Below are 12,654 nucleotides of genomic sequence, written 5' to 3'. Positions count from 1 at the left end.
GACATACAGAATGAACTTCATATATCTCTCTATTCGATTCGAAAAAATGAGAAACATGTGAATGTAGGATTCCGTTCTCGAATCTTTGTCGTTACGCATAAAGCTCGCCCCCAATATGAATTGGTGGCTAGTATACCCATCTTGAGTTGAAATATTCGGCTAATGCTTGCGTATTTCGAATTGTCTTTCAAAACAATACCGAATGATCTTCTGCTGCTCGGTATCGCTAATTTTACTAAACTTCATCATTACTTGTTGCTTGCCATTCTCCAAGGCTTTCACCCGAACCGCTTCAGCATGGAAATGGGAATGTTCCACCGACCCGTTACGATAATGCAGCAATAACCAACAAGAAATTTCCTGACCCGGCTTTAAGTGCCATTTGCCGTCACAACGGAATGACAACCCACCACCGCTTACATCTTCGGTTAGTGCAATAAAGCGAACCTGATCCATTAATTTCACAGCCATTTCTAATTCGGCTGCAACACGAAGATAATTTCGGCGTTGAATTTTCGTAATCGATTCTTCTGCAGGCATTTTAATAGCGACCATCCGAACCACTTCATCTCGAAAACCGCACACATAAGAATTAAAATAGTTTTTGATGCCGCCTTCAGCAACAAAATAAACAGACAGCTCATCTCCGAAATGTAGCGGCTTGTAGCGACCTGTCTTCTCGTCTAAGGGTATTTCAATATACAAATTGTTATCATCCATCTCTGCAATTCGAGATTTATATTCCCGATTTGCCTCATACTCATCTGAAGAAGCAACTTGCAAGTACACAAGGTCACTCACTTTAGGTAACAATCAAATCACCTACCGTATTCAATTTTCAATATGAAAATTTCGCCAAATGTTCGAAATCTAGCAGTATTATATCATACCAAGTGATAGATTACCTTAGCGTTTTGAACAAAGCAAAAAGCCCTTCGACCATTTTGTCGAAAGGCTTCCCATTCCAAACTTCACATATCATGCTGGACTTTTCTGTTTTGTCCCTTTTAGCTCTTCAATGTTCTCTTCCATGCCCGTCGATGCATTTACATAAATACGATACGACGTACCGTTCATATCACCAACGAACTCGTAACATAAAGTCGGTTCACCAAGATCGTTTTCGATAATGGCTAAGCGATGATATTTTTCCTTCAGGCCGGGATTCAACATTTTTTTGGCTTGCGCTTCGGTCAATTTCGGCTTCGTATCCGTTTTGATCGTTTTGTGCTTTTTATATTCGAAGTCACTGGCCTCAATCCCTGTTACTTCCCCATTATCCAGTGCAATCCGAACAATCAGACGTTCCGGATAAATGAGAATGCCGTTCTCTTTGCGAACGAAGATAAAGCTGCCAATATTGTCATACTCGTCATAGCTGACAGGCTCCATGGAAGGATATTTGTGCATCTCCAAGAATTTTTTTGCTTCTGCTAGCGCCTTTTCCTGGGAAATAGCTTTTTTTCCGATATTACGCGTATCCATAAAGCGTATCAAATGACCGCCGCGCTTCGTATAATCCAAATGGACCGTGGAATTCGAGCTTTTGCGCTTTCCGATGGCTGAGTAGGAAGCATATTCAGTTTTCGCTCCGTTCTCAACGACCTTCACATCGACGATTTTGTGATCGCCAAAAAATTCAGTGGCTTTTTTCTTAATTTCTTCAGGTGTGGCATTATTACCACTCAGCATCTTCACAGATCGTTTACTGTACACACTTGCTACAGCAGGTCCCCAGTTGATTTCGGGGTAAGCACCGACCTTTTTATCCACATTTCTAAACCCATCCACAATGGTATTGTCGTTGCCTTGACCTTCAGAAGCCATGGCTTGCTCCACATCTGTCCACTTTAACTGGTTGGACAGCGATGCCTCTTGTACTTTCTGAAGATCGGACGAAATTCCTTTTGAATTCTCATACAATGTTTTCAACGTTTTCATCTCATCCGGCGAGAGAGGCTGTTTCGTCAAATCTCGAACCGCTGTCTTGTAGGAGAAATTCGAGATATGGGTTAAGAAATCTTCCGTCTTGCTAACGGGCAACAGAGTTAACGGCAGCTGGTTGATCTCACTCTGTGCTTCACTCGTTAATCGCCATACGTTCACAAGACTCTTCCGATGCATCCCCTGTGATGCAGAGTTAACGGCTAATGTGTTCCCTAACTCTGTATGTAACTTCTCCACATGATAGGACAAATCGTGAAATGCTCTTTGGTACTGATTTTCTGCCTTTAACAAAATGGAATTCTTGGTCTTGTGCTCTTGATATCCCCAAATGACTGTCCCAACTAAAAATAGGGCGACGATCGGAAATAACACTGCACTAATACGCTTATACATCGTACAAACGGCTCCTTTCTCTTACAAACTGAAGTTAGTTTGATTCAAAAAAGGAAGCTTTATGCATTTCCCGAAACATCGCCCTAATAACGGTCTTCTTCAACCTCAAATTCATGCGTATTATTGCAAAGACACTGCTTGAAACCTGTCTCTACGCGACCGCGTTCTTTCTTTCCTCGTAACACAAACTTTTCTCCGCATTGTTTGCAACGGATTTTCACTTTCACTCTCATCCGACCACCACCTCATTAAGAAGTATAGCCGGGAAAGTTATGATTTAATCTTTGATTTCTTCACGTTTTAATAGACGGAAAGGTGAACGTGCGTTCGCGCTCTGTACATTCATCATGCCACGGTACCATAAATAAACCATGATCGGTACGATATACCAAATCCAATAGGTCTTGACAGTTAACATGATAAAGTCATAAATACCGTGCCAGAACAAAGGAATCACGAGCGAATAAATCAGATAACGCGACTTCCGGTTTCCTTCCGAGAACTTTGCTTTTCCGAAATAGTACCCCATCATGACACCGAATAAGGCATGTCCAGAAACAGGCAGCAAAGCACGAATCAATAGAGATCCGAAGGTAGCATGGCTATACCACGCATAAAGAACATTCTCGACGGTAGCAAATCCAAGGGATACAGCTACCGCATATAAGATGCCGTCGTAAGGCTCATCAAATTCTGTATGATTATAGACAATATGATAGATCACGAACCATTTAACGGCTTCCTCCACGCCCGCAGAAATACCGAACGAAAATAAATAAGGATTGTCGCCGAGCCACAGTTGTATCCCATGTTGAATGATCATAATGGGCAATACAATGAGAAAACCGAGTAAAAATATTTTGACAACCATGGAGACGGGCTCACTATCATATCGATCTTTCAAATAAAAGTAAACAAGCAATGCGATACCCGGCGCAATTGCTGCCGTGAGAACCGATAACAAAGGCACCGAATATTCCTCCTAACATGTTTTACCGAGCCAAATGGACTTCTTAGACATCCGTGTTCAACGCTTTAATTTTGAGGCGCAAAATGTGTAACAATCGTACTAATCGCATGCTCCGGCATCACGACTTTAGCGTACTCGTCAAGAACAGCAAGTGTCACAGAAGTTGCTTCCCCATATTCGGCAAGCAAAGCAATAAGAGAATTAAACGTCCCTTGTTCTAAATCTTTGGATTCGAGATGCAGGATATAGCGGTCTTTGTAGTAATAAAGTTTGCCATCCTCATCTACAAGCGGTGCGATTAGATGTGCCAGTTCAATTAAATGTTCAAAATCCGAAAAAGCGTACATAATTGTATCGCTTTGTTCTAAAGTAACTTCCATTTCGTAGACTTCTTCATCCAACTCATCTTCCAAATTAACACCTATCGATGGAACATCATATTTACCACGCGTTACGATAACGACCATCCCTTGAGCAGGCAGAGCAAATACTTCAACTGCGAGCGGGCCCGTCGGATCAAATCCCAACTCCGTATAGGCTTGATCCATCATTTCGCTGAATAATTCATGTACTTTAGGTATTTCTCGCCACATATCTTCTTTCTGGATTCCGCGCTCAGATAGGTCATCGAACGTAAGGAAAATCCGTATCTTATTGGTACTAAGGCGCTCTATTTTCATGACAGGATCCTCCTTAATCATCATGTAATTCAGATCATATAAAGTGTTTATGAATCCCATTATACCTTGAAACCGTCGGTTATAACAGGGTATGAAATTACATATAATATGTGCTGACATTTGCCCTCAGTTTACATGGTAACACTAAATTTCCTCGTTTGCACTATATAAAATATACATTTTAAGTCAAACAATAATACACTATTTACTTCGTTTTGACTAATAAAAATAAAAAATAAGGAGCGCCGATGACGGCGACGACGATTCCAACTGGGATTTCAGTAGGTTGAAGAATTGTTCTCGCTATGGCATCTGCCGTAACGAGCAAAAGAGAACCTAGCAGTGCGGATACCGGCAGCATGTATTGATGTTGCGGACCGACAAGTCTCCGAGCCAAATGTGGACCAATTAACCCCAGAAACCCGATGCCTCCACCGACAGCCACACAGGAACCCGCTAATCCAACCGCCGTAAGAATTAACCAAAATTGTTCTTTCTTCAATGAAGCGCCAAGTCCTGTTGCAACATGATCCCCTAAGTTCATCACATTGAGTACTTTGGATTTATACATGCTGAACGGAATTAGTACCATAATCCAAGGCAGCAACGCCAACACGAATTTCCAGTTCGTTCCCCATATATTGCCCGCTAACCAAGTAGCGACGAATTGAAAGTTCTCGGGACTTAAGCGGATGGTAAGCACGAGCGTGAGGGCATATACGCCCGCCGCCACCGCGATACCTACTAAAATCAGACGAATCGGCGATATCCCTTCGTTCTTCTTGTACGCTAAAATGTAGATGATAAATGCGGTCAACCCAGCACCTAGCAAGGCAAGTACAGGAATCATAAATACAGGAGCCGTCTCCTTGGACGGATAATATGAAATAAATAGAATAACGGCTAGACCAGCGCCTGCGTTAATCCCGAGTATACCCGGATCCGCTAACCCATTCTTCGAGACGCCTTGTAGAATGGCACCTGCCGTTGCAAGACCCGCTCCCACGAGAATGGCAATCACGATGCGCGGTAGACGGAAATCAAACAAGATTAGATGTTGTTTCGACGTACCTCCACCGAATAAAGTTTTTATGACATCTAAAGGAGCCAACCGGATAAAGCCGGTGTTCATGCTTACAATAAACATAAGTACCACAAGGACAGAAAGAATGACAACGATACTTGTAAAACGTAATTTTTTGCGTTGCCCGCGAAGATGTTGTGCCATTATAATCCTTTACCTCCTTTTCGTGCCAAGTATAAGAAAAATGGAACGCCGATCAACGCAATAAGCGCTCCGATCGGTGTCTCATAAGGAGGATTAATCATTCGGCCTCCAATGTCTGCTAAGACCATTAACAAACCGCCAAGGATTGCCGAGCAAGGAATAATCCAGCGGTAATCCACGCCAACAAGAGATCTGACTATATGAGGTATAATTAGACCTACGAAACCTACAGCCCCGACGACAGATACGGATGCGCCTGCAAGAATAAGAACGAGTATCGAACCCAGCAATTTAATCGTCCCCGTACGTTGGCCTAATCCTCTCGCAACATCTTCGCCAAGACTTAATACGGTTATATATCTCGATAACATCATAGCCCCAATCAGGCCAGCAATGATCCAAGGCAATAAAATATGTACTTGCGACCATTTCGTCCCTGCGATTCCTCCTGCAGACCAAAAAGCAAGATCTTGGGCAATTTGGAAATACAGCGCGATGCCATCACTCAAAGCGATGAGCAGCGCTGATATTGCTGCGCCCACAATCGCTAAGCGAACAGGACTCATACCGCCTTTCCCTGCGGAACCCAATGTATAGACAAGAACCGTACTGATGGCAGCGCCTGCGAAGGAGAACAGAATAATATAGTTAAAGGAAAGTCCTGGGAAAAAGGCAAAGCAAATTGCCAGCATGAATCCAGCACCCGCATTTATCCCTAAGATTCCGGGATCAGCAAGCGGATTTCGTGTCATTCCTTGCATGATCGCCCCTGATACCGCAAGGGCCGCACCAACCAATACAGCAGCCGTAGAACGCGGCAAGCGCAATTCCCGAATAATCTGATGCTGTGTTACATCAGGATGAAATTGAAAGATCGCTTCAATTACCGTACTGAAACGAATATCGACAGCCCCTACAGCGATGGACAAAATAAATCCAAGGGCTAATAGTATTAAACCACCTACAATGATGAGCACGCCCGCAACGGGACGTTTTGCTCTGTGATCATCGGTCACCATTTCCTTATTCAACTCAAGTTCCTCCTACTCATGAACGTCATTCTATATTCCATATATTACATTGAGAAAGATTATCATTATCGATAAAATGTGTCAATGAAAAAGTAAATAAAGATCTCAATAAAAAAAGAATCACATCACACAATGACTGTTCATTGTGGATAATGATTCTAATTTTAATCATATTATAAGGAAGTGTTGTTTTCTTTGAGAATCGCATCAACCTCGCGCTTTACGGAAGCGGATTTATTAATGAGATCCTTTAACTGCGTTCCAGTGGAGCTTGCACCTGCGGAACTGGAGGCCTGATCAGAACCAAATTCTGCAGCAAATGCAGGGTTATTCATGAACGCATTCGATGTAGCCGTTGGTGCGGATGATACTGTACCTGCTCCAGCGCTTTGCGTGGAATTTGCGGTACTGCTGGTGCTTGTTGAGCTGGTTGCTTGGGCATCATCTTTTAAAGCTGGACTCAAGGTCACTTCGATGACTTTGTCTTTTGCCTTACCCATCCACCCATTCATGGATTGGCCCATTTCACCCGCTTTAGCTAACATGGCCTGCTTGTTGTTACTGAAATACACAGCAGCTGCAGCACCAAGCATACCGCCAAGTAAAAATCCTGTCATCTTCACGACGAAAACCTCCTTTATATGATAAAATCATACATAGTGTGACCCTCACACCAAAACTCATGCGCTTTAAAATAAGGAAATGGAGCGAATACATATGAAAAATTCAATCATTACCTTGCTGATTACCCTGACGCTGGTGGTTAGCATGACTGCCTGTGGTCAGAAACAAGCGGAATCATCTCCATCCCCTACAACAACAACTTCTAACGTAACTCCATCCGTACCTGAACAAATCGCGGATTCATCTCATCCTGAACAAGATCGGACGACAAATACGACGCAAGTCGAACCCATGGAATCTTCAACAGCCGAAACCATTGAAAAGACTTATCATATGAACAAGGTCTACAATATTGTTCCCAATGACGATACAACCGAAAAAAAAGTGGTGTTGTTAACTTTTGACGATGGACCCAAAGAAGCGAAGATGATCAATGGATTAATCGATACCTTGGACAAACACCATGCAAAAGCTATTTTCTTTGTAAACGGTTACCGCGTTAAAAGCCATCCCGAATTGCTTCAACTGATTCATGAACGCGATCAAATCATCGGAAACCATAGTTGGGACCATATCAATTTAAAGAAGGAATCGGACTCTAAAATTAAGCAGCAAATCGAAGATGTTCAAGCGATCGTCAAGAAGACTATTGGAGAATCGCCCAAGTTTTTCCGCCCCCCATTTGGCATTGGCAATGATACCGTAAGGAAGGTGGTCAAAGAACAAGGTATGCTCTTCATGACTTGGTCCAATGGGTCCTTAGATTGGGATTCTAAGAATAAGAACAAACCGGATGCCGTTATCAAAAACGTTCTAGAGCAGCTTCATCCTGGCAGCAATATCCTTATGCACGAACTTCCATGGACGGTTGAGGCACTCGATGAGTTGTTAACCAAACTGGAGGAGAAAGGCTATAGCTTCGTTGATCCACGCGCCATAGATTTTGACAAGAGCTTAAAGTGAGAAAAAAAGCAATCCGACTCTCCCTTATGCAGGAGCGCTGGATTGCTTTTTCTTCGAATGAAGTTTGATAATGTGAACTTCTGCTGGGCAAAATAAACGCAGAGGGATATGGGAGGTTCCCATGCCGCGGCTGATAAAAATTTTTGTTCCCCCTTCGCTTGCATCCATTGCCGTCCGGTCCAGTTCATAAGTCCCGTAAGAATACCGCCGGTAAATTCCACTTGAGACCAACGGCCCAATCCACGGTAACCGGAATTGTCCTCCGTGCGTATGTCCCGCAAACATGAGATGAATGCGCTCATCATGCAATTGCTGCACGATGCTTGGGTCATGCACGAGAAGCATGGTAAAAGCCGGCTGCAGGTTGGGTTCGGAGAGTGCGACGCGAAGCTTGGCACGTTCTGTGAGTACGTCATCTACGCCAGCCAGCCAAACGCCTGCATCCTCTTTTTCTAACCATACCGCTTCATTATCCAGTAGATGGACACCGCACTCCCGGAGCACGATATCCACTTCCCTGTAATCCGCATTGTAATCATGGTTCCCATGAACCGCGTAGACGGGAGCAACACTTCGCAACAACTTCATATTGTGTCGTACACGTTCTAATGGAACGCCGCGTTCTGTATAATCTCCGCCAACAAGCACCAATTCAATATCTGTATGCGTGAAAGTTAGCTCCTTGATCCAATTCTCCGAAATCGTTCGACGATGAATATCGCTAATGAATAATATCGAAGTATGATCCCAGCTCTCGGGAAGACGCTCATGGTAGAGATGTTCCACTTGAATCATCGTGTTCTTCGCTTCCCAGTACATTCGAACGAACATGAAAATGACACAACCCATGATAACCGCAATGATACCCCATAGCATGCGTTCTTCCCCCTAATTTCCCTTTATGAAGTATAATGCCGGCCCCAATATAACAAACCTAAGAGCAGTAATATGAAAAGCACCATTAATGTATTATAAAAAATTCGTGTTAATATACCACGAGAAGGATGCAGTTGCGTGCGCGAAGGAAGTTTTTCGAGATTCTTTGAGGTTTCGAGTTCCTCATGTTCCTGATGTTCTTCTTGATGCTTCGTACCTCGCGTCCTTTTTCGTCCGTATGTTTCGATGCGACTTAACTGCTTACTCATGAAACTCTTAATCCCTCCGAAAACGTATGATGAGACCCAAGACTAAATCGACAATAAAATGCGTGATAATTGGCGCCCATAAGGTCCCTGTCTGGATGTAAATAAAACCTAGCCCATAGCTGATTGCAAAGACGATTCCCGTAGGTACCCAATGCCGCAAATAACGGACATGAATCACCGCGAACAAAATACTCGTCCAGTAAGGTCCGAAGGCATATTGTATGGCTCCCCGGAACAACAATTCCTCACAAATAGCGACGATCGCCGAAATAACAACAATATGCCAGATCGGTCTTTTTCGAAACAACATATCGTTAATTCCGCCGTCATCCATGGCCTCTTCTGGGACAAATCGCCCCATTAATAAATCAGCAGATAGAACAAGAACAGATAGCCCAACCGCCCAATAGATAAATTCAAACCCTTCTGGCCATTGAAATAAGGTTAATGGATTTCGTCTCTGAAAAATAACCCATAACAAACCGATAATAAGAGTAAGACCTTGGGTGATATACAAATTGATGAGTAATAGACGATCGTTCAGCTCGGCTGCAGATACTTGTCGGAGTTTGAATCGTTTAAAATTGATTTTTTTCATCGTTGTCCTGCCTGTTCTAAGTATAGTATTCTAATTAAACTTAAAGTAATGAAGGAGCATTTGAGCACATGGAAAAACGACCTTTTAAAATCTATTTATTTTTTAGCCTAGGATTTATCTTCATGCTGATCTGTGCAGTGGGCGCCTTCTTCTACGGCTATAAGGTCGGAACAGATCGAGCCGAATCAAAGAGCGAGGCTAAGTTAGTAGCTGCGAGGCAAGAAAATCGTGTCGGTACGTACCCCCAACAAGATCTAGTGTCATTTTATCACACTGTTCTTCTTCCGTATCGCGATTTTCAAATAGCATGGTTCGCAAGTATGGACAAACTGAGCTCCGGAGATGCCACCAACGATAATGCTGCAATCGTCAAATCATTGAGCAAGCTAGCGCAGCAGCAATACGATCAGGCGAACTCGGTATCGGTTCCCGGCTCGTCACCACTCTTACAAGAAGCGCAGACAAATTATCTCAAGGGGCTTAAGCTATTCAGTACTGGTACCTCCAATTTTATAAGCAAGGCGAATACCTTGCCGAGTACGCTTATACCGGAACAACTGAACAAAGACGAGTATATCCAAAATGCCGTGAAACTCACGTTACTTGCGCAGGATCAACTGTATGATGCGGTTCTCAATTGGAGCAATAGCGTACAGCCGAATATTCCGAAGCAAGTCAATTATCAACCGAACCTGACGATCACCGAGTGGAAAACATTCCCGCTTGCCGTCAAAAATGCAATCATTACGTCGATCTTATACGAAAAACGGATGTATCAGCCGTATTATCCGCAAGACACCGTTGCCAAAGTGGATCAAATGATAAACAACGGTCAAGCCAGTCAACTTAATATGAAAAGCATCAGCCAGTTAGTTGCGTTATTACATAGTACAGATGCCATCAAGACCAATGAATTTATTCGAAACAAAAACCGGATGTATAGCAAAGAAACACTGCCACAATTGCCTTTTTTCTATGAGTAATCGCACATAGCTAATACCTGCAATCATATCGAAATTCAACCCATTATTCAAGTTAGCCTAAAGGCCCATTCGGTAGACCAACACAATTTACCATTTTTGAAAATTGTGTGAACAAGATATGTATCATCATGAACATCTATTGACATTTTCCAGTTCATGATGATACATTATTGGAAATAAATTGTTGTGAAATACATTGATGGAACGAACACTTGTGAAACCTACAGAGAGTCGATGGTTGGTGGAAATCGACGGTGAAGACAAGCTGGTTCAGCAGTCCTGAGTTATTGCACTGAATTTCTAGTAGGTGCGATCGGCCGAATCCGTTATCGTTCTTGGTCTTTAGACCGATTGAGGTTGCTTGTCATGCAGCAACGAATTAGGGTGGCACCACGAATTAAACTCTCGTCCCTTACTACGGAGGTAGTATGCGGATTGGGAGTTTTTATTTTTTAGACCACATTAAGGGAGGATAACAAAAAATGTACAAAGTATTAGTATCAGACCCGATTAGTGACATGGGGATCCAGCAATTGGTTGATGCTGCCGACATTACGGTTGAAAAGAAAACAGGACTTAGTGAAGATGAATTGGTGGCGATTATCGCTGACTATGATGCACTCCTAGTACGTAGTCAAACTCGCGTAACCGCTCGTATCTTGGAAGCTGCAACCAACCTCAAAGTCGTAGGTCGCGCTGGTGTCGGCGTCGACAACATCGATTTAGAAGCGGCAACGAAACGTGGTGTCATTGTCATCAATGCACCGGATGGCAACACGATTACGACATGTGAGCATGCTTTTGCTATGATGATGGCTTTATCCCGCCACATTCCGCAAGCGCATATGAAGACGGTCCAAGGCGTTTGGGATCGTAAATCGTTCCTAGGTGTCGAACTGCGCAACAAAACTTTAGGCGTGCTTGGCATGGGTCGTATCGGTAGTGAAGTTGCCAAACGTGCCAAAGCTTTCGGGATGGACATTCTCGCTTACGATCCATTCCTCACGGAAGAGCGCGCAGAGAAATTGCAAGTAAAACTTGCATCCGTTGACGAAATCATTCGTACAGCTGACTTCATGACCTTGCACACGCCATTAACACCTGAAACACGCCATATGATTTCGAGACCGCAATTCGAAGTCATGAAAAAAGGCATGCGCATCGTGAACTGTGCTCGCGGAGGCCTGGTCGATGAATTAGCGCTTGTAGAGGCCATTGATCAAGGGATTGTAGCTGGTGCCGCATTCGACGTATTTGAAGAAGAACCGCCACGTGCAGACCATCCGTTCTTGAATCATCCGAAAATTGTGGTTACACCGCATTTGGGCGCTTCGACCATTGAAGCTCAAGAAAACGTCGCTGTCGACGTTTCTGAACAAGTTCTATTGATTTTGCGTAATGAGCCGTTCAAGAATGCCGTGAACATGCCGCATGTACCTGCTAACGTATTGAACAAGCTGCAGCCTTACTTCAAGCTTGGTGAGCAACTTGGCGTTTTCGTCTCGCAAATGGTTGAAGAACCCGTTCAAGAAATTACCGTTAAATATTCAGGCGAATTGTCTGATTTTGATACACAGCCTTTAACACGTTATATTATCAAAGGCGTGCTGTCCCACCATTTGGGATCTGACGTGAACATTATTAACTCGATGCATCTCGCGAAATCTCGCGATGTCAATATTACGATTGAGAAATCTGCTGCAACAAAAGGTTTTACAAATTTACTCCAAGTGACATTAAAGACGAAAAACGAACAACGTACGGTTGCCGGTACATTGTTGAATGGATATGGCGAGCGTATCGTACAAATCGATCGTTTTACCGTCGATGTCGCACCAGAAGGCAATATCTTGCTCATCGCGCATACAGACAAACCGGGTATGATCGGTAATGTGGGATCGTTGCTTGGCAATAACGATGTGAATATTGCTACCATGCAAGTTAGCCGTTCAGCAGCTGGTGCCGATGCGATCATGGTACTATCCGTAGATCGTGTCGTACCGCATGATGTGTTCCAACAAATGCTGAAAGTCAACGGCATTGTAAAAGCACGCGAAATCGACTTAATCTAACCTTTCACGCGATGACAAAA

The 12,654-nt window shown here is 43.5% G+C and carries 13 protein-coding genes and 1 other annotated feature; of the genes, 3 read left to right on the top strand and 10 right to left on the bottom strand.

The annotated features are described in order from the left end of the window. Positions 1-159: 159 nt before the first annotated feature. From BVG16_RS03675 to BVG16_RS03645, 8 genes are all read right to left on the bottom strand, one after another. The gene (locus BVG16_RS03675) at positions 160-813 is read right to left on the bottom strand and encodes a flagellar brake protein (protein WP_078497155.1); all 654 of its coding nucleotides are present in this window, start codon (positions 811-813) and stop codon (positions 160-162) included. Positions 814-978: 165 nt separating this feature from the next. Further along, positions 979-2,340 (bottom strand): germination protein YpeB, encoded by a 1,362-nt coding sequence (gene ypeB / locus BVG16_RS03670; RefSeq protein WP_078497154.1) that lies wholly within the window; start codon positions 2,338-2,340, stop codon positions 979-981. An 83-nt stretch (positions 2,341-2,423) separates the two neighbouring features. After that, positions 2,424-2,573, bottom strand: coding sequence for a hypothetical protein (locus BVG16_RS33060; protein ID WP_198957408.1), 150 nt, complete (start codon positions 2,571-2,573; stop codon positions 2,424-2,426). Positions 2,574-2,617: 44 nt separating this feature from the next. Beyond that, on the bottom strand, positions 2,618-3,310 hold the full coding sequence (prsW, locus tag BVG16_RS03665) for a glutamic-type intramembrane protease PrsW (RefSeq protein WP_078497153.1): 693 nt from the start codon (positions 3,308-3,310) through the stop codon (positions 2,618-2,620). Positions 3,311-3,375: 65 nt separating this feature from the next. After that, entirely contained in the window at positions 3,376-3,990 is a 615-nt protein-coding gene (locus BVG16_RS03660) for a genetic competence negative regulator (RefSeq protein ID WP_078497152.1), read from the bottom strand. A gap of 205 nt (positions 3,991-4,195) precedes the next feature. Beyond that, positions 4,196-5,218, bottom strand: a complete 1,023-nt coding sequence (locus BVG16_RS03655) for a FecCD family ABC transporter permease (protein ID WP_078497151.1) — start codon at positions 5,216-5,218, stop codon at positions 4,196-4,198. After that, on the bottom strand, positions 5,218-6,237 hold the full coding sequence (locus BVG16_RS03650; protein ID WP_078497288.1) for a FecCD family ABC transporter permease: 1,020 nt from the start codon (positions 6,235-6,237) through the stop codon (positions 5,218-5,220). The genes BVG16_RS03655 and BVG16_RS03650 overlap by 1 nt, the downstream gene beginning before the upstream one ends. A 185-nt stretch (positions 6,238-6,422) precedes the next feature. Further along, complete coding sequence (locus tag BVG16_RS03645; RefSeq protein ID WP_078497150.1) at positions 6,423-6,872, bottom strand: hypothetical protein; 450 nt, start codon at positions 6,870-6,872, stop codon at positions 6,423-6,425. Positions 6,873-6,966: 94 nt separating this feature from the next. Here BVG16_RS03645 and BVG16_RS03640 point away from each other — a divergent pair, with 94 nt between their 5' ends. Continuing rightward, entirely contained in the window at positions 6,967-7,836 is an 870-nt protein-coding gene (locus BVG16_RS03640; protein WP_078497149.1) for a polysaccharide deacetylase family protein, read from the top strand. 24 nt (positions 7,837-7,860) lie between these two features. On the opposite strand, the gene BVG16_RS03635 is transcribed toward BVG16_RS03640, so the two are convergent. Then, on the bottom strand, positions 7,861-8,712 hold the full coding sequence (locus BVG16_RS03635) for a metallophosphoesterase (protein WP_078497148.1): 852 nt from the start codon (positions 8,710-8,712) through the stop codon (positions 7,861-7,863). Between the two features lie 276 nt (positions 8,713-8,988). Then, a complete protein-coding gene (locus BVG16_RS03625) occupies positions 8,989-9,579 on the bottom strand; it encodes a type II CAAX endopeptidase family protein (RefSeq protein ID WP_078497146.1) in 591 nt (196 codons plus the stop codon). Positions 9,580-9,647: 68 nt separating this feature from the next. Between BVG16_RS03625 and BVG16_RS03620 the strand changes: the two genes are divergently transcribed. Both BVG16_RS03620 and serA read left to right on the top strand, forming a co-directional pair. Continuing rightward, entirely contained in the window at positions 9,648-10,562 is a 915-nt protein-coding gene (locus BVG16_RS03620; RefSeq protein ID WP_078497145.1) for a hypothetical protein, read from the top strand. A gap of 187 nt (positions 10,563-10,749) precedes the next feature. Then, positions 10,750-10,978: a binding site (T-box leader), on the top strand. A gap of 66 nt (positions 10,979-11,044) precedes the next feature. Then, positions 11,045-12,634: a phosphoglycerate dehydrogenase gene (serA, locus tag BVG16_RS03615; protein ID WP_078497144.1), complete on the top strand. Its 1,590-nt coding sequence runs from the start codon at positions 11,045-11,047 to the stop codon at positions 12,632-12,634. Positions 12,635-12,654: the final 20 nt, after the last annotated feature.

It is taken from the genome of Paenibacillus selenitireducens, from assembly GCF_002021565.1.
Taxonomy (GTDB): domain Bacteria; phylum Bacillota; class Bacilli; order Paenibacillales; family Paenibacillaceae; genus Paenibacillus_K; species Paenibacillus_K selenitireducens.
This window is presented reverse-complemented; position numbering and strand designations above follow the sequence as displayed.

Excerpts from the sequence above, each read along its gene's own strand:
- BVG16_RS03660 (WP_078497152.1), bottom strand. The coding sequence starts at position 3,990 with ATGAAAATAGAGCGCCTTAGTACCAATAAGATACGGATTTTCCTTACG.
- BVG16_RS03640 (WP_078497149.1), top strand. The coding sequence starts at position 6,967 with ATGAAAAATTCAATCATTACCTTGCTGATTACCCTGACGCTGGTGGTT.
- BVG16_RS03635 (WP_078497148.1), bottom strand. The coding sequence starts at position 8,712 with ATGCTATGGGGTATCATTGCGGTTATCATGGGTTGTGTCATTTTCATG.
- serA (WP_078497144.1), top strand. The coding sequence starts at position 11,045 with ATGTACAAAGTATTAGTATCAGACCCGATTAGTGACATGGGGATCCAG.
- ypeB (WP_078497154.1), bottom strand. The coding sequence starts at position 2,340 with ATGTATAAGCGTATTAGTGCAGTGTTATTTCCGATCGTCGCCCTATTT.
- BVG16_RS33060 (WP_198957408.1), bottom strand. The coding sequence starts at position 2,573 with ATGAGAGTGAAAGTGAAAATCCGTTGCAAACAATGCGGAGAAAAGTTT.
- BVG16_RS03650 (WP_078497288.1), bottom strand. The coding sequence starts at position 6,237 with ATGGTGACCGATGATCACAGAGCAAAACGTCCCGTTGCGGGCGTGCTC.
- BVG16_RS03620 (WP_078497145.1), top strand. The coding sequence starts at position 9,648 with ATGGAAAAACGACCTTTTAAAATCTATTTATTTTTTAGCCTAGGATTT.
- BVG16_RS03625 (WP_078497146.1), bottom strand. The coding sequence starts at position 9,579 with ATGAAAAAAATCAATTTTAAACGATTCAAACTCCGACAAGTATCTGCA.
- BVG16_RS03655 (WP_078497151.1), bottom strand. The coding sequence starts at position 5,218 with ATGGCACAACATCTTCGCGGGCAACGCAAAAAATTACGTTTTACAAGT.